Source organism: Streptomyces mirabilis, assembly GCF_018310535.1.
In the GTDB taxonomy this organism is placed as follows: Bacteria; Actinomycetota; Actinomycetes; order Streptomycetales; family Streptomycetaceae; genus Streptomyces.
Map to the genome: position 1 here is coordinate 7,947,389 of NZ_CP074102.1, position 25,069 is coordinate 7,972,457.

The 25,069-nt window shown below is 70.7% G+C and carries 23 protein-coding genes; 14 read left to right on the plus strand and 9 right to left on the minus strand.

Annotated elements, in window-relative coordinates:
• Positions 1-39: 39 nt before the first annotated feature.
• The 3 genes from SMIR_RS35215 to SMIR_RS35225 all read left to right on the plus strand — a co-directional run bounded on the left by SMIR_RS35215 (position 40) and on the right by SMIR_RS35225 (position 5,542).
• Positions 40-1,710 carry an FUSC family protein gene (locus tag SMIR_RS35215; protein WP_212727834.1) on the plus strand — a complete coding sequence of 557 codons (1,671 nt, stop codon included), beginning with the start codon at positions 40-42 and terminating at the stop codon, positions 1,708-1,710.
• A gap of 635 nt (positions 1,711-2,345) precedes the next feature.
• Entirely contained in the window at positions 2,346-2,837 is a 492-nt protein-coding gene (locus SMIR_RS35220) for a MarR family winged helix-turn-helix transcriptional regulator (protein ID WP_212727835.1), read from the plus strand.
• A gap of 107 nt (positions 2,838-2,944) precedes the next feature.
• Entirely contained in the window at positions 2,945-5,542 is a 2,598-nt protein-coding gene (locus tag SMIR_RS35225; RefSeq protein ID WP_212727836.1) for a carbohydrate-binding protein, read from the plus strand.
• Between the two features lie 26 nt (positions 5,543-5,568).
• Here the strand turns inward: SMIR_RS35225 and SMIR_RS35230 are convergent, their stop codons facing one another.
• Together SMIR_RS35230 and SMIR_RS35235 are read right to left on the minus strand one after the other, a co-directional pair.
• Positions 5,569-6,333: a VOC family protein gene (locus tag SMIR_RS35230; RefSeq protein ID WP_168489645.1), complete on the minus strand. Its 765-nt coding sequence runs from the start codon at positions 6,331-6,333 to the stop codon at positions 5,569-5,571.
• An 89-nt stretch (positions 6,334-6,422) separates the two neighbouring features.
• Positions 6,423-6,815 (minus strand): VOC family protein, encoded by a 393-nt coding sequence (locus SMIR_RS35235; RefSeq protein ID WP_168489644.1) that lies wholly within the window; start codon positions 6,813-6,815, stop codon positions 6,423-6,425.
• A gap of 83 nt (positions 6,816-6,898) precedes the next feature.
• On the opposite strand from SMIR_RS35235, the gene SMIR_RS35240 reads away from it, so the two are divergent.
• Positions 6,899-7,453 (plus strand): GNAT family N-acetyltransferase, encoded by a 555-nt coding sequence (locus tag SMIR_RS35240; protein WP_212727837.1) that lies wholly within the window; start codon positions 6,899-6,901, stop codon positions 7,451-7,453.
• A 3-nt stretch (positions 7,454-7,456) separates the two neighbouring features.
• On the opposite strand, the gene SMIR_RS35245 is transcribed toward SMIR_RS35240, so the two are convergent.
• Positions 7,457-8,140 carry a glycerophosphodiester phosphodiesterase gene (locus SMIR_RS35245; protein ID WP_168489642.1) on the minus strand — a complete coding sequence of 228 codons (684 nt, stop codon included), beginning with the start codon at positions 8,138-8,140 and terminating at the stop codon, positions 7,457-7,459.
• A 425-nt stretch (positions 8,141-8,565) separates the two neighbouring features.
• Here SMIR_RS35245 and SMIR_RS35250 point away from each other — a divergent pair, with 425 nt between their 5' ends.
• The 4 genes from SMIR_RS35250 (at position 8,566) to SMIR_RS35265 (ending at position 12,484) form a co-directional block, all read left to right on the plus strand.
• Positions 8,566-9,963 (plus strand): DUF6421 family protein, encoded by a 1,398-nt coding sequence (locus tag SMIR_RS35250; RefSeq protein WP_212727838.1) that lies wholly within the window; start codon positions 8,566-8,568, stop codon positions 9,961-9,963.
• Between the two features lie 35 nt (positions 9,964-9,998).
• Positions 9,999-10,757 carry an SDR family oxidoreductase gene (locus SMIR_RS35255; protein WP_168489640.1) on the plus strand — a complete coding sequence of 253 codons (759 nt, stop codon included), beginning with the start codon at positions 9,999-10,001 and terminating at the stop codon, positions 10,755-10,757.
• Positions 10,754-11,827 (plus strand): threonine aldolase family protein, encoded by a 1,074-nt coding sequence (locus SMIR_RS35260; RefSeq protein WP_168500866.1) that lies wholly within the window; start codon positions 10,754-10,756, stop codon positions 11,825-11,827. Before SMIR_RS35255 ends, SMIR_RS35260 begins: the two co-directional genes overlap by 4 nt.
• Before the next feature lie 84 nt (positions 11,828-11,911).
• A complete protein-coding gene (locus tag SMIR_RS35265) occupies positions 11,912-12,484 on the plus strand; it encodes a transglutaminase domain-containing protein (protein ID WP_168489639.1) in 573 nt (190 codons plus the stop codon).
• Between the two features lie 114 nt (positions 12,485-12,598).
• Here the strand turns inward: SMIR_RS35265 and SMIR_RS35270 are convergent, their stop codons facing one another.
• Together SMIR_RS35270 and SMIR_RS35275 are read right to left on the minus strand one after the other, a co-directional pair.
• Positions 12,599-13,327, minus strand: a complete 729-nt coding sequence (locus SMIR_RS35270) for a lysophospholipid acyltransferase family protein (protein ID WP_075025534.1) — start codon at positions 13,325-13,327, stop codon at positions 12,599-12,601.
• A gap of 185 nt (positions 13,328-13,512) precedes the next feature.
• Positions 13,513-13,929 carry a DUF4395 domain-containing protein gene (locus tag SMIR_RS35275; RefSeq protein ID WP_168489638.1) on the minus strand — a complete coding sequence of 139 codons (417 nt, stop codon included), beginning with the start codon at positions 13,927-13,929 and terminating at the stop codon, positions 13,513-13,515.
• A gap of 75 nt (positions 13,930-14,004) precedes the next feature.
• Here SMIR_RS35275 and SMIR_RS35280 point away from each other — a divergent pair, with 75 nt between their 5' ends.
• The 4 genes from SMIR_RS35280 to SMIR_RS35295 all read left to right on the plus strand — a co-directional run bounded on the left by SMIR_RS35280 (position 14,005) and on the right by SMIR_RS35295 (position 17,246).
• Positions 14,005-14,418, plus strand: a complete 414-nt coding sequence (locus SMIR_RS35280) for a TlpA family protein disulfide reductase (RefSeq protein ID WP_075026039.1) — start codon at positions 14,005-14,007, stop codon at positions 14,416-14,418.
• Positions 14,419-14,659: 241 nt separating this feature from the next.
• Positions 14,660-15,190, plus strand: coding sequence for a flavin reductase family protein (locus tag SMIR_RS35285; protein ID WP_168489637.1), 531 nt, complete (start codon positions 14,660-14,662; stop codon positions 15,188-15,190).
• 219 nt (positions 15,191-15,409) lie between these two features.
• Positions 15,410-16,195, plus strand: coding sequence for an electron transfer flavoprotein subunit beta/FixA family protein (locus SMIR_RS35290; protein WP_168489636.1), 786 nt, complete (start codon positions 15,410-15,412; stop codon positions 16,193-16,195).
• A gap of 76 nt (positions 16,196-16,271) precedes the next feature.
• Entirely contained in the window at positions 16,272-17,246 is a 975-nt protein-coding gene (locus SMIR_RS35295) for an electron transfer flavoprotein subunit alpha/FixB family protein (RefSeq protein ID WP_168506416.1), read from the plus strand.
• A gap of 62 nt (positions 17,247-17,308) precedes the next feature.
• Here SMIR_RS35295 and SMIR_RS35300 read toward each other — a convergent pair whose 3' ends face one another.
• Positions 17,309-18,199, minus strand: coding sequence for an endonuclease/exonuclease/phosphatase family protein (locus SMIR_RS35300; RefSeq protein WP_168489634.1), 891 nt, complete (start codon positions 18,197-18,199; stop codon positions 17,309-17,311).
• 182 nt (positions 18,200-18,381) lie between these two features.
• On the opposite strand from SMIR_RS35300, the gene SMIR_RS35305 reads away from it, so the two are divergent.
• Complete coding sequence (locus tag SMIR_RS35305; protein ID WP_212727839.1) at positions 18,382-19,686, plus strand: DUF6986 family protein; 1,305 nt, start codon at positions 18,382-18,384, stop codon at positions 19,684-19,686.
• Positions 19,687-19,784: 98 nt separating this feature from the next.
• Here the strand turns inward: SMIR_RS35305 and SMIR_RS35310 are convergent, their stop codons facing one another.
• Positions 19,785-20,531: a hypothetical protein gene (locus SMIR_RS35310; RefSeq protein ID WP_212727840.1), complete on the minus strand. Its 747-nt coding sequence runs from the start codon at positions 20,529-20,531 to the stop codon at positions 19,785-19,787.
• Positions 20,532-20,534: 3 nt separating this feature from the next.
• Positions 20,535-21,599 (minus strand): LacI family DNA-binding transcriptional regulator, encoded by a 1,065-nt coding sequence (locus tag SMIR_RS35315; protein WP_168489631.1) that lies wholly within the window; start codon positions 21,597-21,599, stop codon positions 20,535-20,537.
• 220 nt (positions 21,600-21,819) lie between these two features.
• On the opposite strand from SMIR_RS35315, the gene SMIR_RS35320 reads away from it, so the two are divergent.
• Positions 21,820-22,779: an ROK family protein gene (locus SMIR_RS35320; RefSeq protein WP_099924220.1), complete on the plus strand. Its 960-nt coding sequence runs from the start codon at positions 21,820-21,822 to the stop codon at positions 22,777-22,779.
• Between the two features lie 233 nt (positions 22,780-23,012).
• On the opposite strand, the gene SMIR_RS35325 is transcribed toward SMIR_RS35320, so the two are convergent.
• Positions 23,013-25,043 carry an NPCBM/NEW2 domain-containing protein gene (locus SMIR_RS35325; protein WP_212727841.1) on the minus strand — a complete coding sequence of 677 codons (2,031 nt, stop codon included), beginning with the start codon at positions 25,041-25,043 and terminating at the stop codon, positions 23,013-23,015.
• Positions 25,044-25,069 lie beyond the last annotated feature (26 nt).

Sequence of the window (25,069 nt, forward strand, 5' to 3'; positions counted from 1 at the left end):
ATATATTTCATGAGTAAAACACCTGCTAATATTAAAGGTATGAGTAGTGCGACCCCCCAGATCCCCCGTGTACGCCGCCGCCTCCATGGACCTCGTCTCCCGCTGGCCGGTGTGCTGCGGCTCGGCCGCCCCGCCGACATCTGGTTCAAGCCCGCGCTGAGCGTGGTCGCCTCGGTCGCCCCGCCGAATCTGACGCTTCTCGCGCTCGGCCGGCTGGACCTGGCGATGTACACCATGGCCGGGTCGCTCTGCGCGCTCTACGCCCACAACCGTCCGTACGCCGCCCGCGCCCGCGCGCTCGCCTGGGTCGTCCTCGGCATGCTCGGCGGCCTCGCCGTCGCGCTGACCGCGGCCTCGCTCACGACGAACGCCGTCGTGCTGGTCACCGTCGGCGCGCTGCTGGCCGCCGTGCAGAAGGCGCTGTGCGACGCCACGCGCATCGGGCCGCCCGGTCACGTGGTCCTGGCCTTCATCAGCTCCGCGTCCCTGTTCGTGCCGCAGACGCTCGGCCAGGTTCCCGGCCACCTCGCGCTGGGCGCCGCCGCGGGCGGCTGGGCGTGGATCGTCGGCATGGCACCCGGGCTCGTCCGCCCACACGGGCCCGAGCGCCGCGCGACGGCGCACGCGCTGAACGTCGCGGCCACCTACGCCGAGACGGCGGGCAGCGGTGACGGGGCCGCACGGGCCCGCGCCGCCGCGGCCGCCGCCGTGCACGGGGCCTGGCAGTCGCTGCTCTCCTCCGGCGCCCGCAGCGCGCCCCGGCGCGCCCTGGAACGGCTCGTCGTGCGCGCCGAGGTGGCGATCACCGCACCCGCCGACACGGAGCCCGAGCGGCTGCGGGCGTGGGCGCGCGAGGTACGGGGCGCCGGGCCCGTACCTCGTCCGGACGACCTCGGGGGAGCCGTCGAAGAACTCCTGGGCGTGGAAGTCGAACTCGCCGTCCCCCCGAACCCTTTGTTCCGTCGCCTGGGCCCACTCGCCCCGATCGCCCTGCGCACCGCGCTCGGCTGTGCCCTCGCCGGATACGCCTCGCTCGCCCTCGGCGTGGGCCGCCCCTACTGGGCGCTGGTCACCGCAGCCTCGCTCTACCAGGCCAACGTCACCCTGACCTGGAGCCGGGGAGTGCAGCGCGTCGTCGGCAACCTGATCGGTGTCCTCTTCTTCGCCGTGCTCGCCCCGCTGGCCCATCTCAGCCAGGCGGTCCTCGTCCTGCTCTGCCTCGCCCTCAACTTCGGCGCCGAGGCCCTGATCGGCCGCAACTACTGGCTCGGCAGCATCTGCGTGACCCCCATGGCACTGCTCATCACCGAGTTCGCCCGCGTCCAGCAACCCGGTGAGCTGATGACCGACCGGGTCGCGGACACCCTGGTGGGTGCGCTGGTCGGCTTCGCCGCGGCGGCCGCGGTCACCAACCGGCGGGCCGGCGACCGTATCGAGGACGCCCTCGACGCCGTCGAGCGGGCCCGCGAACGCGCCGCGGGCCTGCTCAACGCCGAGCGTCCCGAACCCGGCGCCCTGGAGTCCGCCCGCCGCGCGCTGTCCAGCGCCGTCGTCGAGCTGCGCGCCACCGCCGACGCCGCCGCCGGCGAATGGTGGCAACGCGCCCTGCCGGAGGAGCGGGTGATGCGGGCCGAGCAGTCCGGACACCGTACGCTCGCGGCGACGGTACGACGGCAGGGACTGCACTCCTTGGAGGGCGCACAGGCATGACGGCAGCGGATGGGCGCGCGACGGACGCGGCACTCGGCCAGAGCGGCACTCCGACCCCGGCGACACCTCGGCACGCGGCGGCACAGGGGCAGCCGAGGCGGATGAGCGAGCCTCCGGCTGGGCGGTCGGGTTCGGTGGGTGCCGTGGTCGGTGGTGCTGCCGGTGCGGACGGTCCGGCGGCCCGGCGGTCGGCGTCGGCGGATGCGCGCGCCGGTGGGAGCGAACCGTCAGGCCGCTCGGCCGGACGGGGGCTCTCGGCGAGTGCTCCGCTCGGAGGAGTGGCGTCGACGGACAAGGGGGTCGGGGAAACGGCCGACGCGGGTACCCCGGCAGGGGGGCCCGCGCCAGCGCATGCGGAGGCCGGTCGGTCGGCGTCGGCGGAGCCGGGCGCCGGGTCCGCACCGGCGGCCGGGGCGGGCACGCCCGCCGTTCGGCCCGGCGCCGCGACGGGCGCTGAGACCGCTCCCCGGGCTCCCTCGGGCACCCCGGCTCCCACTGGCACCCAGGTCCCCTCGGGCACCCCAGCCGCCTCAGGTACCCAGGTCCCCTCAGGTACCCAGGTCCTCTCAGGTACCCAGGTCCCCTCAGGTACCCCCGCCACAGCACCCCCCGGCACCCCGCCCCCGGTCGACACCATGGCCGCCGTGGTGCGGCAGTGGCAGGCCGTGCATCCCGGGATCGACACCGGGCCGATGGAGATCATCGGCCGGATCAACCGCTCGGCCGCGCTGCTCCAGCAGGCCGAGGACGCCCCGTTGCGCCGGGCCGGGCTCACCCGTCCGGAGTTCGACGTCCTCGGGACCCTGCGCCGCACCGGTCACGAACTGACCCCCAGTGAGCTCGCCCGCGAGACGTTCTCCTCCGGTGCCGCCGTCACCAAACGCCTGAAGCAACTGACCGAGCGCGGCCTGGTCGAGCGCCGCGGTGACACCCGTGACCGCCGGGTCGCGCACGTGCGGCTCACCGACGCGGGGCGCGACCTCGTCGACGGCATCCTGCCCCAGCAGCTCGCCTACGAGACGACGGCCCTGTCCGGCATCGACCTCGCCCGCCAACGTGAACTCGCCGACATGCTTGGTGAGTTGCTCGGTCAGCTCGAAGGCCGTCTCGGGGTGCCGCGGGTCTGAGCCGGGCCGGGGGCCCACATGCTTCGTGGTCACTCGCCGTTGACACGAGCCGCGCGGCGCTCCTACGTTCAGGCTCGCCCGGTTCGGGGTTCCGGCTGACGTACGGGATGTCGAACAAGCAGCGTGACCGCGGAGGCGCAGTGGCAGCAGACACCGAGACGCTCACCATCGACCTCGGCACCGACACCGGCGCCTTCCACGGCGGGGCGAGCGGCACGCTCTACGGCCTGTACGGCGACGGAGTGCCCAGCCGCAACGTGGTCGAGGGCATGTACGTCCGCACGGTGTCGACCAAGGCCCAGGACGGCCTCCAGCACCCCGGCGCCGACGCCCTCGAAATCCTGCCCTCCTTCGTGGACTGCGGCGGCAGGGACGTCTACCTCTACATGACCGACATCTACCGGGGTTTCCCCTACCAGTGGCCCGGCACCACCGGCGAGGAACGCCTCGCCGACTACCGGGCCAGGGTGGAGAAGCAGGTCAGGCAGGTCCTGGCGACGGGTGCTCGCAAGTCCCACATCGTCTACGTACCGTTCAACGAACCCGAAGGCAACATGTTCGGCACGGGGGAGTGGAGCTACGACAAGACCTCCTGGCACACCGACCCGCGGCACTACTTCGCCGCCTGGAAGGACCTCCACCGCCTCATCAAGGGCCTCGACCCGCACGCGCGCATCGCGGGTCCCAACACCTGCGTCCTGTACGAGGAGGTGCGGGGCTTCCTGGAGTTCGCCAAGGCCCACGGCGTCCTCCCGGACGTGGTGACCTGGCACGAGCTGTCGACGCCCGCCGCGATCCGTACGAACGTCGCCAAGTACCGTGACATGGAAAGGGACTTGGGGATCGGGCCCCTCCCCGTCAACATCAACGAGTACGCGCACAACTACCACCTGTCCGTGCCCGGGCAGATGATCCAGTGGATCTCCGCCATCGAGGAGTCGAAGATCGACGCCGACATGGCGTACTGGAACATCGACGGCAACCTCAACGACTCGGCGGTCGAGGCGAACAAGGGCAACGGTCAGTGGTGGCTGTTCCACACCTACGGCCGGATGACCGGCCGCACGGTCCAGGTGCGGGCGCCGCACCCCAACGTCCAGTACACCCTCCAGGGCGTCGCCACGCTCGACCGGGACAAGCGCCAGGCCCGCGCCCTGTTCGGCGGCAGCGGCGGCACCGCGGATCTCGTCTTCGAGAACGTCTCCGCCGAGATCTTCGGCGGCACGGTCCACGCCAGGCTCCACGAGATCCCGTGGACCGGCCAGGTCGGCGCCTCGGCACAGCCGTTGCGCCTCAAGGACCTCGAACTGCCGGTCGGCGAAGGCAGGGTGGTCCTCCCCCTCGCCGGCCTCGACGCGATGTCCGCCTACGAGGTCATCCTCTCGCCCGGCGGCGACGGGGTCCTCGCACCGCCCTCGATCGGCTGGCGCCGGTCGTACGACGCGCAGAACGCGACCTGCACGGGCGAGGGTCACTCGAGGAACGGGCCCGAGGGAAGCCCCTCCGACGTCGACAGGTTCGCCACCTCGGGCACCTACCACGTCGGCGGACTACGCACCGGCTCCGACCTCGTCGTCGCCTTCTCCGTCGCGGTCCCGCAGGACGGGACGTACGACCTGAGCGTCTTCGCCAACTCCCACAACCTCCACGAACTCGTGCAGGAGCAGGGCCCCACCAACGTCTTCCTGCGTGTCGACGGCACGGACCCCCAGGAGCTGCGCCTCCCCCTCGGCTACAAGCCGGTCGTCTGGGGGCGCACCGACACCCGGGTGGAGCTGACAGCGGGCGCGCACACGCTCACCCTGTCCGCACGGGACCCCGACCTCGGCGCCACCAAGGGCGACGCGATCATCGACCGGATCGACCTCGTCCTGCGGGACGCGCACGTGAGGGCGCCCGCGCTGTACGAGGCCGAGTACGCGGGCCTCGGCGCCGGTGCCCGCGTGACGTACGAGCACCGCGGCGCCTGCGGGCCGGGTGCCGTGCTCCTGCCGCGCGGAGGCACCGCCACGTTCTGGGTGCACGCGGCCGCTGACGGCGAGGCGCTGGTGACGGTTGATCAACTCGATTCGGGAGAAGGCCTGTTGACGGTCAACGGGGTGGAGGTGGGGGGTCTCGACCGGGACGGGATCCCGCTGTTCCTGGCCGGCGGCATCAACAAGCTGACGGTGACCGGCACTTCGCAGCACCTCGTCCTCGACCGGCTGTGCGTGGGACCGGGAACCGGACGCCTCGGGACCACCGTGTACCCCGCCGAGGAGGGCACGGTGACGGGCGAGGCCACGGTGACGGGCGCCCACACCTTCGCCACCGGCGGGAAGGCGGTCGAGGGAATCGGCCGGGGGCCGGACAACGCCCTCACTCTGACCGTCACGGCGACACGCACCGGACGTCATGCCGTGACCGTCCGCTACTCCAACGGCGAGCAGCCCCCGGCCACCCACTACAATCCCGACCCGGTCTGCCGCCACGCGGAGCTGTCCGTGAACGGGGCGCCGGCGCACCGGATCCTCTTCCCCACCACCTTCCACTTCAACAACTTCTGGGACCTCACCGTCCCCGTCACCCTGAACGCGGGCACCAACACCCTCACCTTCACCGCCGACGAGCGGCCCGACTTCGACGGCGACACCACCAACGCCCACCGACAGCGCTCCGCGTACGCGCCGGTCATCGACCAGGTGGCGGTGACTCCCCTGGCATGAGTTCCGGCCGAGCGTCCAGACAGGACCTAGCCCTCCTCGCCCGCCACATGAACCCCGAAGAACGCCCCCTGCGGGTCCCGCAGGACGGCGATCCGGGGCCCCTCCGGCACGGACGTGGGCTCCATGAGAATGCTGCCGCCCGCCCCGACGGCGGCGTTCGCGGTGGCGTCCACGTCCTCGACCGCGAAGTACGGCAGCCAGTGCGGCGGCAGCGCGTGCGGGAAGTTGTCGTCCATCGTCACCATGCCGCCGAAGTCGGCTCCGTCGATGCCCCACTGCGTGTAGTGCTCGGAGGTGTTCACGGTCCAGCCGAACACCGTGGTGTAGAACTCGACGGCCCGGTCCGGGGCGCGCGTCAGCAGCTCCACCCAGCCGAGCGCGCCCGGCGCGTTGAACAGTCCCGCGCCCGGGAAGGCCCGCGCCTGCCACAGCTGGAAGGCCGCGCCGGTCGGGTCGAACGCCACCGCGAAACGCCCGACGTCGAACACGTCCATCGGGCCGAGGACGACCGTGCCGCCCGCGGCCTGCACCGCGTCCACGGCGGTGTCGGCGTCGGCCACCGCGAACGACACGTTCCAGGCGACGGGCTGCGACTCCTGGTACAGCGGGGAGAGCGCCGCGACCGGCGCGTCGCCGAGGTGTGCGACCGTGTAGCCGCCCGCCTCCTGGCGCGGGTCGGTCTCCGGACGCCAGCCGAGCAGATCGGCGTAGAAGCGCTTGGCCGCCTCCAGATCACTGGTCCCGAGCTCGGTCCAGCACGGACCGCCGGTCACCGGCTTGTCGAGCTTCATGACGTTCCTCCGCCCTTCCGCCAGAAGGCCCCTCCAGCACGCTATGCCCGTGCCCGGGCCGTGGCCATCCGGCGCAGGGCGTCGTGCGCTCAGATGCCGGGGCGGTAGCGCAGCGGATGATCCGCAGGGATCTCCACGAGCACGATCTCGACACCGTCCGGATCGGCGATCCACATCTCGATCAGCCCCCACGGCTCCTTCACCGGCGGGCGCAGGATGTCGACCCCGGCCGCCGAGAGCTCCTCGTACGCCGCGTCGGCGTCGGCCACCTGGAGCCACAGCCTGAGCGCGGGCGAGGGCGGGGCCTCGGAGCGGCCCGAGACCTCCAGGAAGCCGCCGCCGAGGAAGTAGACCGTGCCGTGCTCGGGGCCCGTCCCGAACTCCCGGTGGACGGCGAGGCCCAGCCGCTCGCCGTAGAAGGCGCGGGAGCGCTCCGGGTCGGTGGGCCGCAGAAGGATCCGACTGCTCAGTACATGCACCATGCCCCGGAGCCTAGGGCGCCGACAACAGGGGCGTTACGCTCAGCGGTGCCCGAGCCGCGCCAGAGATTTCGGAGAACCGTTCCATGGACACCGCCGCCGCCACCGGACTGACCTTCCGCGATGCCACCGACGCCGATGTGGACGCCCTCGTCGTGCTGATCGAGTCGGCCTACCGCGGTGACTCCAGCCGGACCGGTTGGACCACGGAGGCGGACATCCTCGAAGGACAGCGGACCGACCCCGAGGGCGTGCTCGCCGTCATCAAGTCGCCGGACAGCCGCCTCCTGACCGTGGAGCGGGACGGCACCGTCGTCGCCTGCTGCCAGCTCGAACACCGTGGCGACCACGCCTACTTCGGCATGTTCGCGGTCAGTCCCGCACTCCAGGGCGGTGGCCTGGGCAAGGTGATCATCGCCGAGGCGGAGCGGCACGCCCACGAGACCTGGGGCGTCGCGGAGATGCACATGACCGTGATCTCCGTACGCGAGGACCTCATCGCCTGGTACGAGCGGCGCGGCTACCGCCGTACGGGAAGGATGACCCCCTTCCCGTACGGCGACGAGCGCTTCGGCATTCCGCAGCGCGACGACCTGCAGTTCGAGCTGCTGGTCAAGCCCCTGGCGCGGCCGGCGAAGTGATCATCAGGCCGTGAAGCGGCCGGTGCGTTTGATCTGGGGGTAGTCGGTGGTCGCACCGTCCAGCTCCAGCGCGCGCACCAGCCGCAGGTGGTCCTGGGTGTTCACCACCCAGCCGATGATCCGCAGATCGGCCTTGCGGGCGTGCTCGACGACCTCCAGGGTCAGCCGGCGGATGTTGAGGCAGACGGTGGCGGCGCCGGCCTCCACGGCGCGGTCCACGACATCGACGCCGTAGCGGCTCGCGATGAGCGCCGTGCGGACGCCCGGCACGAGCCGGGTGATCTCGGCGATCGCCTCGTCGTGGAACGACGACACCTCGACCCGCCCCACCAGATCACGCCGGTGCATCACCTCGGCGAGCGCCCGCGCCGCCGCCGTGTCCTTGATCTCGGCCTGCAGTGGCGCCCTGACGGCGTCCAGGACCTCTTCGAAGACGGGCACGCGCTCACCGTGCCCGGCGTCCAGGGCGCGCAGCTCGGCGAGGGTCATCTCGGTGATCGGCCCCGAACCGTCGGTCGTACGGTCCACGTCCGCGTCGTGCATGACGACCAGCGCGCCGTCCTTGCTCAGATGCAGATCGAGTTCGATCAGGTCGAGGCCCGCGTGCTGGGCGGCGATGAAGGAACGGAGGGTGTTCTCGGGTTCTACACCCATCACTCCGCGATGACCGATGGTGAGGAAGTTCAAGATTCGACTCGCTTCCGTCGACGGCGGCTCGGCTCGCGCGTGGTCTCGGCGGCACCCACGCGGCAAGGCCGCAGCCTAATCGTCCCGCCGCGTGATGTACCCGCTCGTACGCCAGGCAGGGCGTGTCTGCCGCAAGGGGAGAGCGGGCCGTTGCCGCCGGGGCGCGCCACCCGGGCGTGGGCGAGTCTTCTGGCGGTTGACCCCGAGCGCCCCCGGTTCGTTGCTCCTGCCACTTCCCGCGCTTCCCGCGGATGCCCGTGTGTCCGGCGCCACATAGCGGAAGTGTTCGCCTTCGCGGCATCCAGCAGGAAAAAGAGCGGTGAAGTTGGGGTGGTGCAGGATAATCTATCGAGTCTCCCCTTGCGGGAAGGAACCTCATATACATACGGTGTGCTTACGCGAGGTTCTCCCGTGGAGGGTGAGAGATGACGGAAATTCTTGTGCCAGTGGGTGTGGAGGAGCAGGTTCCTCCCGTGGGCAGGGTGGTGGAGCACCCGGCTTGGCCCGTGCTCAAGGATGCCGTGGAGGAGATCCGGCCCTGGCAGTCCACGGACGGGTCGATCGACTTCGAGGCCGAGGGCGCCCCGGACACGGCCGATGCCGATCTGGCCGTACGCCGTGCCATAGACGCCATCGAGCAGCTCGCCCCGCTGCTGCCGCACGACGCCGAGTACCACGAGGCGCTCGTGAAGGACCTGCGCCGCTGGGCCGACGGTGGCTTCCAGGTGCCCGACTTCCTGGACTCGCTGCTGGCCTTCCAGCCCGCCGCGCACCGCGAGAACGGCCTCCAGCACCTGGTCGTCTTCCCGATGTACACGCAGAACGGCAACCCGGACCGCAACTTCGAGGCGGTCGTGCTGCGCATGGTCTGGCCGGACTGGCTGGCCGAGCTGGAGCGCACCCGCTACGACAACCCGCTGTTCTGCGGCATCACCTTCGAGGACTTCACGGCGGGCTACGACACCAACTCGGCCGTCCTCTTCCCGGAGACGATCGCCGTGCGCGAGGCGCCGGAACGATTCTCCTGGGGCGGCATCTTCTGCGACCGCGAGGCCGCCCGCTTCCGCGCCGTCACCGACGCCGCCGTGGACGTCCTGGGCCTTCAGCTGCCCGAGGACATCGCGGCGATGGTCCACGACCAGGAGCGCTGCGAGCAGGCCTTCGTGCTGTGGGACATGGTCCACGACCGCACCCACAGCCACGGCGACCTGCCGTTCGACCCGTTCATGATCAAGCAGCGCCAGCCGTTCTGGATGTACGGCCTCGAGGAGCTGCGCTGCGACCTCACCGCGTTCAAGGAGGCCGTGAAGCTGGAGGCCGAGGGTCACCAGCACGGTCGTGACGTGCAGTACGCGGTGCTCTTCGACCGGATGTTCCGCTTCCCCGTCACCGGCGACCGCGTCCGCAACTACGACGGTCTCGGTGGCCAGCTCCTCTTCGCCTACCTGCACCAGCACGACGTCGTCCGCTGGACCGACAACAAGCTGCACATCGACTGGCAGCGCGCCCCGCAGATCACCAACCAGCTGTGCGCCGAGATCGAGGACCTCTACCGGGCCGGCATCGACCGCCCCAAGCTCGTCCACTGGTTCAAGGCGTACGAGCTCGTCTCCACCTATCTCGCCCCGCACCCCGGGTCCCGCTGGGCCAAGGGCCCGGACGCCCTCGATCTGACCCAGCCGCCCCGTAAGCTCGTCGACGACGTGCTTCCGGACGAGTTTCCGCTGAGCATGTTCTATGAGGCGCTCTCCAAGAAACTGAAGAACGTGATCGCCTCCACCAAGGGCATCACCGCGACGAGCGCCGAGCGGGCCGCCGCGTGAGCGCTCGTACCGGGGATGTTCAGGAGGCGAAGGCGATGTCACACGGAAACGGCAACGGACCTCTCAGCGGCGCGGTGATCGCGGTCGCCGGAGCGGGTGGACCCGCCGGGCGCGCGACGCTGGCCCGGCTCGCCGACGCGGGCGCGACCGTCATCGGATCGGACAACGATCCCGAGCGGCTCGCGGAGGCCGTGGACGCGGCCCGCTATGGGCACGGCGGTGCCACCGTCATCGGCGACACGGTCGACCTGCTCGACCTCCAGTCGACCCGCGACTGGGCCATCCGCGTCGAGAAGGACTTCGGCCACGTCGACGGCCTGGTCCACCTGGTCGGCGGCTGGCGGGGCAGCGAGACCTTCACCAGGACGAGCCTCGACGACTGGGACTTCCTGGAGCTGCTGCTCATCCGCACGGTGCAGAACACCTCCCTCGCGTTCCACGAGGCGTTGCAGCGCAGCGACCGTGGCCGCTACCTCCTGATCAGCGCCGCGGGCGCGAGCAAGCCCACCGCGGGCAACGCCGCCTACTCCGCCGCCAAGGCCGCCGCCGAGGCGTGGACGCTGGCCATGGCGGACTACTTCCGCAAGGCCGGGGGCGAGCAGGGTCCGACTTCCGCGGCTGCCATCCTGGTGGTCAAGGCACTGGTGCACGACGCGATGCGCGCCGAGCGCCCGAACGCGAAGTTCGCGGGCTTCACGGACGTCGAGGATCTGGCCGAGGCCATCGCCGGCGTCTGGTCGCAGCCCGCCGGTGAAGTGAACGGAAACCGTCTGTGGCTGACCGAGAAGCCGTGAACCCTGCGAAGACCGACGCCCGGCGTCACCACGACCCGTCCGTCCGCGGCTTCGCCAGCGACAACTACGCGGGGGCCCACCCCGAGGTGCTCGCCGCCGTGGCCCTGGCCAACGGCGGGCACCAGGTCGCGTACGGCGAGGACGCCTACACGGCGAACCTCCAGCAGATCATCCGCAGCCACTTCGGCGCCACCGCCGAGGCCTTCCCGGTCTTCAACGGGACCGGCGCGAACGTGGTCGCGCTCCAGGCGGTCACCGACCGCTGGGGCGCGGTGATCTGCGCGGAGAGCGCGCACATCAACGTCGACGAGGGCGGCGCCCCCGAGCGCATGGGCGGCCTCAAGCTGCTCACCGTGCCCACGCCCGACGGCAAGCTCACCCCCGAGCTGATCGACCGTCAGGCCTACGGCTGGGACGACGAGCACCGTGCGATGCCGCAGGTCGTCTCGATCACCCAGAGCACCGAACTGGGCACCCTCTACACGCCCGACGAGATCCGCGCGATCTGCGACCACGCCCACGCGCACGGCATGAAGGTGCACCTGGACGGGTCCCGGATAGCCAACGCGGCCGCCTCCCTGGACGTGCCCATGCGCACGTTCACCAACGCGGTCGGCGTCGACCTCCTGAGTCTCGGCGGGACGAAGAACGGCGCGCTGTACGGCGAGGCCGTCGTCGTCCTCAACCAGGACGCGGTCAGTCACATGAAGCACCTGCGCAAGCTGTCCATGCAGCTCGCCTCCAAGATGCGCTTCGTCTCCGTGCAGTTGGAGGCGCTGCTCGCCAAGGACCTGTGGCTGCGCAACGCCCGCCACTCCAACCAGATGGCCCAGCGGCTGGCCGAGGGCGTGCGCGCGGTGCACGGCGTGGAGATCCTCCACCCGGTCCAGGCCAACGCCGTCTTCGCGCGCCTCCCGCACGGCGTGAGCGAGCGGCTCCAGAAGCACTACCGCTTCTACTTCTGGGACGAGGCGGCGGGCGACGTCCGCTGGATGTGCTCCTTCGACACGACCGAGGACGACGTCGACGGGTTCGTGGCGGCGCTCAAGGAGGAGATGGCTCACTCGTAACCCGAGCGCCAGTGCCTGCATAGATATGCGGTCGCCTGAAAAGTCATTGACTCTCGGGTGACCGCATTCCTATGCTCTCCGGGCATGGAGCTGATCCAGAACGCTGCCGACCTGTCTGCCTACTTGGCCGCCGACGAGGTCATCGACCATCACCATCCGCTCGTACGGGAGACGGCCGCGCGGCTGGCCGAGGGGGCCGTGGACTCGTATGCCTATGCGCGGGCGGCTTTCGAATTCGTGCGCGACACCATCCCGCACTCGCAGGACTCCGGCGATCTTCGGGTCACCTGGCGTGCCTCCGACGTGCTGGAGCGGCGCACCGGCATCTGCTACGCCAAGGCCCACGCCCTGGCCGCGCTGTTGCGGGCCGAGGACATCCCGACGGCGTTCTGCTACCAGAAGTTCGACGAGGTGCACGGTCTGGTCGCCGTACGGTTCAACGGTGCCTGGCACCGGCAGGACCCTCGCGGCAACAAGCCGGGCGTGGACGCCCAGTTCTCCCTGGACGGCGAGCGGCTGGCCTTCACGCCCGATCCCGAATTCGATGAGTTGGACTATCCGGACCTGTACGCCGAACCTCACTCGGTCGTGCTGAGCGTCCTCAAGGCCGCCCCTGACCGGCCGTACCTCTGGAAGACGCTCCCCAGCGCACTCTGAGAACCGTCACCCATCACCCGGACGCGGGTGGGGCGGTGCGGTGCGACGGGGCCGAACTCCTGGAGACGTTCAGCCCCGGGGCGTGGAACAGCGTCCACGCCCCGGCGTGACGATTCAGCGGGCCTCGGCCGCCTTGACCTCTTCGGGGGTCGGCGCCGTGCCGCCGAGGTGCGCGGGCATCCACCAGGTGTCGTCCGGGCCCTTGGGGCGGACCGGATAGGCGCGCTGCGCGGCCTCCAGGAGCTCCTGGACGCGCTCGCGCAGCCGCCGGGTGATGGCGCCCGCGTACTGGTCCTGCGGCGCCTCCACCGGTTCGCCGACCCGGATGGTGATCGGGGTGTGGCTGCGCTTGAAGTTGCGCGGGTGGCCCTTGGTCCACAGCCGCTGGGTGCCCCACAGGGCCATCGGGATCAGCGGCACGCCGGCCTCCTGGGCCATGCGCGCGGCACCCGACTTGAAGCTCTTCAGGGTGAAGGACTGGGAGATGGTCGCTTCGGGAAAGACGCCGACGATCTCGCCGGACCGCAGTGAATCCAGCGCGTGTTGATACGCCGTCTCACCCTGCTTGCGGTCCACCGGGATGTGCTTCATGCCCCGCATCAGCGGACCGGAGATCTTGTGCCGGAAGACCGACTCCTTCGCCATGAAACGCACCAGGCGCTTCTGCGGCAGGGTGGCCAGACCGTCGAAGATGAAGTCCAGATAACTGATGTGGTTACTGACCAGCACGGCGCCGCCCGAGCGCGGAATGTTCTCCGATCCCTTGCAGTCGATCTTGAGGTCCCAGGCCTTGAACAACACTTGGGCGAGACCGACGACAGGACGGTAGACAAGCTCTGCCATGGACGGGGTGGACCCTTTCTCTCTGCTCGGGAAGGGGTCTCCCGGCGGGAAAGTTACGCAGCCGTAGGTTTACGGCATTGCGCAGATCGTGCCCGAAGAACGGACGAGTGGCCAGTCCTGGTGCCGCGATGCGGCGAGATCCTCGTCACGTGTCCCCTGATCGACCTCGGACTTCTAACTCACCGTCACTGGGCGCGTACCGTCACCCGACGTACGAGCAGGTACATCTCGCAGCCCAGGCAGTACCCGAACGCCGCGTTGAGGAACGCGGCCGCCAGCGCGCAGCCGGTCGCGGCGAACCCCAGCCAGTCGGGCCCTGCCGTGAAACCGATCAGCCCGACCACGGCGAACACGAGCCCGACGGCCTGCGCGAACTGCGGCGGCTGAGGCGACTCGAACTGTGCCGGCGGCCCGAGTCGGGGGCGTACGACCTTCCGGAACAGCCAGCCGTAAGGAGAGCGCGCCACGCCGCCCGAGGCGCCCAGTGCGAACGCCAGTACCTGCCAGGCCAACAGCCAGGTGCTGCCGGTGATCAGAACGGCCGCCAGTACGACGGTCGTCACGGCCGCACCGAACCGCGGCCCTCTTGCGTCAATGTCCATGAATCAAGCATTCCGTATGAAGGGCGGTTCATGGACCCGGGAATCTTTGCGGTCTCGTGAATGCTTGTGCTGGAGATGACCGGACTTGTGGTGTGCGTGGTGGTGCTCGCGGCGGCGAGCGCGTTCGGAGTGCTGCAGCGGCGGCGGAACGGGAGGGTGAGAGTGCGCGGGCGTGACGGTGGAAAGCGGCTCGGCGCGGCGGAGTTGGGGGAGGGGCTCGGTGAACGGGCCACGCTCGTCCAGTTCTCCAGCGCTTTCTGCGCCCCCTGCCGGGCCACCCGGCGGGTGCTCACCGAGGTGGCCGGAATGGTCCCGGGTGTGCACCACGTGGAGATCGACGCCGAGGACCGCCTCGAACTCGTCCGCGAACTCGAGATCCTCAAGACCCCGACCGTGCTCGTCCTCGACGCCGACGGACGGATCGTGCGGCGCGCGACCGGGCAGCCGCGCAAGGCGGATGTGATCGCGGCGCTGGGAGAGGCCGTCTGACCCGTGGCGATCATGGTGAGGCATCTCGCAGATGACCGGACGTACTTGACTGCACGCACCACCTATCGTCAACCTGACCGTATGCCCCCGGAACTCCTTCTCTTCGAGCGTGTCCACGTGGACCTGGCCCGCACCGCGAGTGCGCGCTGTCCGGTCTGTTGAGCACTACGGACCTTCCCCCACTCTCGGCTTCGCTCGAGCGGGGGGACCCCCACGTCCCCACTCGCAGAAGGACGACTCCATGACGGCCACGCCCGACCTGGACACTTTTCGGCACGCCTCTCCCGATGCGCAACCCGCCTCACCCGACCTCCTTCGCGCCGTCTTCCGGCAGCACGCGGCCGGTGTCGCCGTGATCACGGCGCAGGGCGGCTCGGGTCCCGTGGGCTTCACCGCCACCTCGCTCAGCTCGGTCTCCGCCGAGCCCCCGATCGTCTCCTTCGGCATCGGTGTCGGCGCCTCCAGCTGGCCCGCGATCTCCGAGTCCGACCACGTCGGCATCCACATACTCGGCGAGCATCAGCAGGACCTCGCCGCCACCTTCGCCCGCAGCGGCGCCGACCGCTTCGGCGCGCCCACCCGTTGGCGTAAGGGCCCGGAAGATGTTCCCGTCCTCGACGACGTACTGGCCTGGCTCGTCTGCCGGGTCGTGACGCGGGTGCCGGCCGGGGACCATCGCATCGTGCTGGCCGAGGTCGTCCTCGGTGATCCGTCGGGCGCGGGCCGCCCGCTGCTGTACCACCAGGGACGCTTCAACGGCCTGCGCGACTGAAGCTACCCGCCGGTCCTACCGGCGAGTCCTACTCGCCGGTTACGCAGCGTTGCCAAGGTCACAGTTCAAAGCGCTTGCTTAGTGGGCAGGAACTGGGTGTACTGACGAGTAATATTTCGTTCGGAGCGCGGGCCGCCCCGACCGGGATCGGCCGCTTCAGGCGCCTATGCTGCCTGAAAGAAGGCAGCCCAGAAATGACGATGCAGTAGGAGAGCCGGCGTGAGCTTGAGGATCGTTGTCACTGTGAAGTACGTGCCCGACGCCACTGGCGACCGGCACTTCGCCGATGACCTGACCGTGGACCGTGACGACGTGGACGGTCTGCTCTCGGAGCTCGACGAATACGCGGTGGAGCAGGCGCTGCAGATCGCCGACGACGCGGACGACGCCGAGATCACCGTGCTGACCGTCGGCCCCGAGGACGCCAAGGACGCGCTGCGCAAGGCGCTTTCCATGGGCGCGGACAAGGCCATCCACGTCGAGGACGACGACCTGCACGGCACCGACGCGATCGGTACCTCGCTGGTGCTCGCCAAGGCGATCGAGAAGGCCGGCTACGACCTGGTCATCTCCGGCATGGCCTCGACGGACGGCACCGCCGGTATCGTCCCCGCCCTGCTGGCCGAGCGCCTGGGCGTACCGCAGGTCACGCTGCTCTCCGAGGTCTCCGTCGAGGACGGTGTCGTCAAGGGCCGCCGTGACGGCGACAGCGCCTCCGAGCAGCTGGAGGCTTCCCTCCCGGCGGTCGTGTCGGTGACCGACCAGTCGGGCGAGGCGCGCTACCCCTCCTTCAAGGGCATCATGGCCGCCAAGAAGAAGCCGGTGGAGTCCTGGGACCTGGAGGACCTGGAGATCGAGGCGGACGAGGTCGGTCTCGAGGGTGCCTGGACCAAGGTCGACTCCGCGACCGAGCGCCCGGCGCGCACGGCCGGCACGATCGTCAAGGACGAGGGCGAGGGCGGCAAGCAGCTCGCCGAGTTCCTCGCGGGCCAGAAGTTCATCTAAAGGCCCGTTCGAGGCTCGCTGAACCTCCACTCGCTGACCGCCCCTCATCTTTCGTAAGCAGGAGAGAAGAAGTCCCATGGCTGAAGTTCTCGTCTACGTCGACCACGTGGACGGCGCCGTCCGCAAGCCCACCCTGGAGCTGCTGACGCTGGCCCGCCGCATCGGCGAGCCCGTCGCCGTCGCCCTCGGCTCCGGCGCCGAGGCCACCGCCCCCGCGCTCGCCGAGCACGGCGCGGTCAAGGTCCTCACGCACGACGCCGCCGAGTACGCCGACTACCTGGTCGTCCCGAAGGTGGACGCGCTCCAGGCCGCGTACGAGGTGGTGTCCGCCGGGGGCTCCCTGGCCGCCGTGCTCGTGCCGTCCTCCGCCGAGGGCAAGGAGATCGCGGCCCGCCTCGCGGTCCGCATCGGCTCCGGCATCATCACCGACGCGACCGACCTGGAGGCCGGTGACGAGGGCCCGGTGGCCACGCAGTCCGCGTTCGCCGCCTCCTTCACCACCAAGTCCCGTGTCGCCAAGGGCACCCCGGTCATCACGGTCAAGCCGAACTCGGCCGCCGTGGAGGCCGCACCGGCCGCGGGCGCCGTAGAGGCCCTCGCGGTCTCCTTCTCCGAGAAGGCCACCGGCACCAAGGTCACCGCGCGTACCCCGCGCGAGTCGACCGGCCGCCCCGAGCTGACCGAGGCCGCGATCGTGGTCTCCGGCGGCCGTGGTGTCAACGGCGCCGAGAACTTCTCGATCATCGAGGCGCTCGCCGACTCCCTCGGCGCGGCCGTGGGTGCCTCGCGTGCCGCGGTGGACGCCGGCTGGTACCCGCACACCAACCAGGTCGGCCAGACCGGCAAGTCCGTCTCGCCGCAGCTGTACATCGCCTCCGGCATCTCCGGCGCGATCCAGCACCGCGCCGGTATGCAGACGTCGAAGACGATCGTGGCGATCAACAAGGACGCCGAGGCCCCGATCTTCGACCTGGTCGACTACGGCGTGGTCGGCGACCTCTTCGAGGTCGTCCCGCAGCTCACCGAGGAGATCAAGACCCGCAAGGGCTGATCGAGTCCGGCTCCGGCTGTACGAGGCCCCCGTGACCGCCCGCGCGGTCACGGGGGCCTCGCTCATGCCAGGCTCAGCCAGGTCTGCACGGGCAGATGGTCACTGGGGAACTGACCGTCCACCGCGAAGGTGTTGACGGCCGCCCGGTGCACGGTCACCCCGGGGCCGACGAGGATCCAGTCGATACGGTCGCCGTCCGGCGTCAACGGCTGGTAGCCGTGGAAGGTCCCGTAGAGAGTGCCGCGCTCGGCCGCCGCCTCCCAGGTGTCGACGAGCCCGGCGCCCAGCATCGCTTCGTACACCGGGTTCTGATGGGCGACGGCATTGAAGTCGCCGGTCACGACGAGCGGCAGAGCGCGGTCGAAGCACGCGATGCGTTCGGAAATCAGGCTCGCGGCACGCATGCGTGCGTACTGACTCGCGTGGTCCAGATGGGTGTTGAGCACATAGAACTCCCGTGCGTCCCGCAGGTCGCGGAAGCGGACCCAGGTGACGATGCGCGGGAAGGCGGCGCCCCAGGTGTTCGAGCCGATCAGCTCGGGGGTGTCGGAGAGCCAGAAGCTGTCGTGTTCGACCGGGGCCAGTCGGCGGGTGTCGAAGAAGATCGCCACCGCCTCGTCATGGCTGCCGCCCTTGCGGCCCGTGCCGATCCAGTCGTAGTGCGGTCCGAGGTCGGAATCGATGTCACGCAGTTGTTGGTAGATGCCCTCCTGGGTGCCGATGACGTGGGGCGACTCCCGGCGTAACAGCGCGCGCATCACCGGGCGGCGCGCGGCCCAGCTGTCGGGCTCGGCGGTGCTCGCGAAGCGCAGGTTGAACGTCATGATCTCCAGACGGTGGCCGCCGCGCCGGCTGGCGGAGGCGGACGCCGTGGTGAGCAGGGGTACGGCGACCGCGGCGGCCACCACCGTCCGCAGACCCATGCGTCGCGTCACTCTGCGGGTGTTCGACATGTGTGATCCCCTCCCCTCGGGGCCAGCATGAGGGGTGTGTCCCGCGACGCGAAAGAAGGCGTGGGACAGGAGTGCACATGACGGACCATGCCGTGGACAGGTGTTGACCATCGGTAAGCACCATGGATAACTTCGCTCTACGGATTATTGATTCCGTGGAGCGGAAAACTGGAGGATGTGGGATGGGTCAGGGCCAGCAGGAGAACGTGGCGACGAGCCTCGCGGGCGCCGTCAGCGAGGAGATCAGCGCCTCCCTCGCCCCGGTCGACGCCGAACTGGCGCGGCGTTACCCCGGAGACCCCGGCACCCGGCAGCCCGTCCACACCGTGTACGTCCCCGGCGACGTGTTCGCCGCCGACACCATCCGCTCCTGGGGCGACCGGGCCCTCGCCGCCCTCGACGAGCACGCCCCCGACGCCGGCTCCTTCGCCGCCGTCCTCGGTCTCAGCGGCGACCTCGCCCAACCCGTGTACGACCGCGTACGCGCCAAGCTGGAGCGCGAGCCCGTCGAGGACCTGCGGGTCGACTTCGAGGACGGCTACGGCCCGCGCCCGGACGCCGAGGAGGACGAGGCGGCGGCCCGCGCGGCCCGCCTGATCGCCGAGGCGTACGAGAACGGCACGGCCGCCCCGTACATGGGCATCCGCATGAAGTGCATGGAGGCGCCGGTACGCGACCGGGGCATCCGCACGCTCGACATCTTCCTGACAGGCCTGATGGAGTCGGGAGGCCTGCCCGCGGGGCTCGTGCTGACGCTGCCCAAGGTGACGTACGCCGAGCAGGTCACCGCGATGGTCCGGCTCCTGGAGGAGTTCGAGAAGGCGCGCGGTCTGGAGCCCGGCCGCATCGGCTTCGAGATCCAGATCGAGACCAGCCAGTCCATCCTCGCGACCGACGGCACCGCGACCGTCGCCCGGATGATCCAGGCCGCCGAGGGCCGCGCCACCGGACTGCACTACGGCACCTTCGACTACAGCGCCTGCCTCGGCGTCAGTGCCGCCTACCAGGCCAGCGACCACCCGGCCGCCGACCATGCCAAGGCGATCATGCAGGTCGCGGCCGCGGGCACCGGCGTACGCGTGTCGGACGGCTCCACCAACGTCCTGCCGATCGGCCCCACCGAGAAGGTCCACGACGCCTGGCGCCTCCACTACGGCCTCACCCGCCGTGCCCTGGCCCGCGCCTACTACCAGGGCTGGGACATGCACCCCGGCCACATCCCGACCCGCTATGCCGCCGTCTTCGCCTTCTACCGCGAGGGCTTCGAACAGGCCGCCGCCCGCCTCGCCCGCTACGCCAGCCACACCGACGGCGACGTCATGGACGAGCCCGCCACCGCCAAGGCTCTCAGCGGCTACCTCCTGCGCGGCCTGGACTGCGGTGCCCTGGACATCGCGGAGGTGGCGAGGGTGACGGGCTTGACGAGGGCCGACCTGGAGGGCTTCGCCGTGCCGAGGCGGGGCGATCTGACCATCTCGGGGAAGTGAAGCTCCCTGCCTTCAGGGGCGCGGGGCTGTGACACTGTGCGGCTCCGCCGCGTGGGCGCGACCAGCCACACAGGGCCCGCACTGTGACGACGGACCGTCTACGCGTATCTCTCGAGCCCCGAAGCCATGGTGAGCCCCTCCGCGGCGAACAACTGGGTGCCCCGCGCACAGAGCGCGCCGTCGCCACGCGCCCGGGCGCAGAACTCCTCCGGCGTTTCCCCGAACAGCTCCCGCAGCCGCTCCGACCCGGCGAGCAGCGAGGCGAGCAGCGGGCGCTCGCCGGGGTGCGGGCGAGGTGCTCCGGAGCCGTTGTGGAGCACTCCGCGGCGGTTGACGTACACGTAGGCACCCGGCAGGAGTTCACCGGAGTCCAGTTCGATCCGCACGTCGGAGGCGGACAGCCACGCCCGGTCGTACGCCCCCTCGGCCACCGGAACGCCCTCACTTGCGTCCACCACAGCGAGTTGCGGGACGTCCAGCCACGTGAGGAACAACTCGCCGACGGCGCCCGGCGCGTGGAACGGTGACGCGGACACGTACCCCGTCAGACTCACATGGGCCGAGACGCCGACCCCGAGGCCGCAGACCCGCGTCTTCACTATCGGGATCGTGCCCGACACCCCGGACTGCGCCATCTTGTGCCGGAGTTGGGCCGGGCAGGCGTTGGAGCCGACCGCGAGGACCGGGACGCGGTCCTCGTACACCCTGCGCGTGAGCGGCAACAGCCGGTCCCCGTCGAGGAGTACGGACTCGTCGGGCCGGGCGCCCGGGTAGCTCAGCGGGTGCTCGTGGGGCGCCTCGGCGAGGCCGAGCGCTTCGAGGGTGCGCGGGTCCGGCTCGGCCACGGCTCAGTCCACGGGCGGCAGTTCGCCCGAGCCGCGGGTGATCAGACGGGTCGGGAGTTCGATGCGTTCCGGGGTGATGAGGGTGCCGTCCAGCTGGCGGAAGAGGCGCTCGGCGGCGGTGCGGCCGAGGGCGGCGGCGTCCTGGGCGACGACGGTGACGCCGGGCTCGAGGAGGTCGGCGAGCTCGATGTCGTCGAAGCCGACGAGGGCGACCGGCCGGCCGCGCTCGGCGATGACACGGACGACCGTGACGGTGACGCGGTTGTTGCCGGCGAAGACCGCGGTGACGGGGGAGGGGCCGGACAGCATGTCCTCGGCCGCCTTCCGCACCCGCTGTGGGTCGGTGACGCCCAGGGACATCCAGTCGTCCTCGACGGGTATGCCCGCATCCTCCATGGCCGCCCGGTAGCCGCGCAGCCGTTCGGCGGCGGTGTGGATACGCGGCATGTCGCCGATGAAGCCGATCCGGCGGTGGCCGTGGGCGATGAGGTGGGCGACGCCGTCACGGGCCCCGCCGAAGCTGTCGGACAGCACCACGTCGGCGTCGATCTGTCCCGCCGGGCGGTCCACGAACACCGTGGCGACGCCCGCCTTGATCTCGGGCTCCAGATAGCGGTGGTCGTCACCGGCCGGGATGATCACCAGCCCGTCCACCCGGCGCGCGCACAGGGCGAGAACCAGCTCCTGTTCGCGGTCCGGGTCCTCGGCGCTGGAGCCGTTGATGAGCAGCGCGCCGTGGGCGCGGGCCACCTCCTCGACCGCGCGGCTGAGGGGGCCGTAGAACGGGTCGGCGAGGTCCTCCAGGACGAGGCCGATGCTCGCGGTGCGGCCCTTGCGCAGCACCCGGGCGCTGTCGTTGCGGCGGAAGCCGAGCGCGTCGATGGCCTCCTGGACGCGGCGCTCGGTGTCCGGAGTGACTCCGGGCTCACCGTTGACGACCCGCGAGACCGTCTTGAGGCCCACCCCGGCTCGTGCCGCCACGTCCTTCATGGTCGGACGGTTGCCGTAGCGGTTCTCGGATCGGCGGGCGGTCTCTGCCACGATGCGCTGTCCTGTCCTGTCGTCCATGGTTCCCGTCGTCCACGCGGCGGTCCCGGTCGGCCACGGGTCCTGTTGTCCACGGGGGTGCGTCGGTCCATGGGGTTGTATGAGGATGTGGCGTCGAGCATAGAGCCTGGACAACGTTGTCAGATGCGGGAGACACTGTCCACCGCATTCTCCGGCCTGCGCCCCCCGTCGCGAGACCGGTCTGCCCCTTTCACCAGGTTCACCGGGAGAACTGACACTGATGCACACCGACCTCGTGGCCGCGCTCGACATCGGCGGCACCAAGATCGCCGGAGCGCTGGTGGACGGCCGCGGCCGCATTCTTCTGCGCGCGCAGCGCGCGACGCCCGCGCAGGAGGACGGCGACACCGTGATGGGGGCCGTCGAGGAGGTGCTCGGCGAGCTGACCGGGTCACCGCTGTGGAGCCGGGCGGGGACCGTTGGCATCGGCAGCGCGGGGCCGGTGGACGCCTCCGCGGGCACGGTGAGTCCGGTGAACGTGGCGGGCTGGCGCGACTACCCGCTCGTCGAGCGGGTCCGTGCGGCGACCGGGGGCCTGCCGGTCGAGCTGATCGGCGACGGGGTGGCCATCACGGCCGCCGAGCACTGGCAGGGTGCGGCGCGCGGCCATGACAACGCCCTGTGCATGGTGGTCTCGACGGGTGTCGGGGGTGGGCTGGTCCTGAACGGTCAGCTCCACCCCGGTCCCACGGGCAACGCGGGCCACATCGGGCACATCAGCGTGGACCTCGACGGTGACCCCTGCCCGTGCGGTTCGCGCGGCTGCGTGGAGCGCATCGCGAGCGGTCCGAACATCGCGCGGCGGGCGTTGGAGGGCGGCTGGCGACCGGGGCCCGACGGTGACACCTCGGCCGCCGCGGTGGCCGCCGCCGCGCGCGAGGGCGACCCGGTGGCGGTGGCCTCGTTCGAACGCGCGGCGAAGGCACTGGCGGCGGGCATCGCGGCGACCGCGACCCTCGTCGAGATCGACATCGCCGTCATCGGCGGGGGAGTGGGCAAGGCCGGGGACGTGCTCTTCGAGCCGCTCCGCAAGGCGCTGGCCGACTACGCCACCCTGTCCTTCGTGCAGCGGCTGACCGTGGCGCCCGCACTGATGGGCACGGACGCCGGTCTCGTCGGCGCGGCGGCGGCCGCGCTCAGCAGGCAGCCGAGCACGACCGCGGAGCGGGTCGCGGGCTGAGCGCCGCCTTGAGCCGCGGTTCGCGTCTCCGGGCCGGGTGTGCCGACCGGTGGTGCGGGTGATCCGCCGGGGGTGAGTGGAGCGCGGTCGCGGCTCGAGCCGGTGACCGGGCTCGCGGTCCGGGACCGACGCCCCCTGTGAGGGCCTCCTGGGGCAGCCCCCCGGCCAGGTCGGTTCGACCGGGTCGCCGCCCGCTGCCGAGCCGGAGGAGGCCCCCCGGCCCGGCGCACGGATCAGCAGGTCAGTCGGGCGTCCGCCCAGTCCGCGTGGTCCGAGTCGACGCCGTCGCCGCCGTCGGTGACGACGAGGCGAACCACCTGGGCGCCGGTCACGTCGGCCGAGACCGGCTGGGCCGGCATGGCGTTGGTGAGGACCCCGGTCGAGGCGACCTTCGTGCCATCCGCCCAGATCTCGAACGCGACGGTGCCCTTGGCGCCCTTCTCGTCGTCGACGCCGACGTCCGCGGTGACGGTCCGGCACCGCTTGCCGGTGTAGTACTCGACGGCGCTCGGAGCGTGCGCACCGAGTCCCTTGGCGTATACGACTCCGCCGAGAGTGATCGGATGACCGTCGCCCGCGGCGCTCTCCCCGTTGCTGGTGTTGCGCTCAACAGGGCCGAATCCATTGGCCGTCGACAACCACGGCAGGTCTCCGAGGTAGGAGACGCCCGAAGGGGGAGCCACGACGATCGACACCGTCAGCGGGAGCGCGCTCTCGGCGCGTATGCCGGTCGGTGAGCGGTACGTGGCCTTGAGCGCCAGGTCGTACGATCCCGTGGCCGTGCCCTCGGGCGCGGTGACCCGCCACTTCGTACGCAGGGAGTGTCCCGTGCTTACCGTGCCCGCCGTGGTCGGTGAGGTAGTCGCGACCGTCCAGCCCGTCGGGCCGCTCAGCGCCACCGAGACGCGCCGCGCGGGCGTACGGCCGAGGTCGGTCACCGCCGACGTCAGGGAGACCGGCTTGCCCGCCTCCACCAACGGGCTGCCGTCCAGGCCGAGTTCGACAGCGGGCGGGTTCTTGGCCCAGTGGCCGTCGGCCGAGACGCGGACGAGGACCGTGCCGTGCGCGGGGACGGTCGCGGAGATGGCGCCGGCGGTGTTGTAGCTCCGGTGCTGCCACAGGTCGCGCAGGGTGTAGCCGTGGGCGGCCGGCAGCCCCACGGCGGCCGCGGTCGTGGCGATGTGCTGGGCGCTGCCGGTCTCGTTGAACAGTGCCACCGTCCGGCTGCCGTCCTTCATCTCCTTGGCGACGACCCAGCGTCCGCCCTCGGAGGAGAGCACGGTGCCCTGCTTGCCCAGTGGGTCCTGGTCGACCGCGATGACTTCCTTGTTGTCGAGGATGTCGAAGGTGGCGGGCGACGCCTTGCGCAGATCCGAGCCGATGAGCAGCGGAGCCGCCATGACCGACCACATCGAGAAGTGCGAGCGGTACTCGGTGTCGGTCATGCCGCCGTTGCCGACCTCCAGCATGTCCGGGTCGTTCCAGTGACCGGGACCCGCGTGCGGGGCCAGGGGCAGGTTCTGCTTGAGGATCGACAGCATCGAGCCCCAGCTGTCGTTGATGTCACCGGTCGTTCGCCACAGATGTCCGACGTCCGAGGCCCACTCCCAGGGCTTGTTCTGGCCCCATTCGCAGAGGCTGTAGACGATGGGCCGCCCCGTCGCCTTCAGCGCGTCCCGCATGGTCGTGTAGCGCAGCTTGGCGTCCACGCCCTGGTTGTTGCAGTTGTCGTACTTGAGGTAGTCGACGCCCCAGTCCGCGAACTGCTGGGCGTCGCTGTACTCGTGGCCGAGGGCGCCCGGGAACCCGACGCTGTCGCACGTCTTCGTGCCCGCGCTGGTGTAGATGCCGAGCTTGAGCCCCTTGGCGTGCACATAGTCGGCGACCGCCTTGATCCCGTTCGGGAAGCGCACGGGGTCGGGCACCAGCTTGCCGTCGGCGTCCCGGGACGGCAGGGCCCAGCAGTCGTCCAGATTGACGTACTGGTACCCGGCGTCTTTGAGCCCCTTCTCCACGAAGAGGTCCGCGATCCCCTTGACCATGCTCTCGTTGAACTCGGCCCGGCAGTGCGTGGAGTTCCAGTTGTTGAAACCCATCGGAGGGGTGAGCGCGAGGCCGTCCGCCAGGGCGGGGGACGCGGGGGCTTCGGTGGGGGCGGGGGCGGCCAGGGCCTCCGGGGCGGTCAGACCGGTCGTACACAACAGGGCCGTCGCGAGTGCTCCGACCACTCTTCGGCGGGTTGTGCGGGTGGGAAGGTGACGCATCGTTACGTTCCTCCGAACTCGCGAAA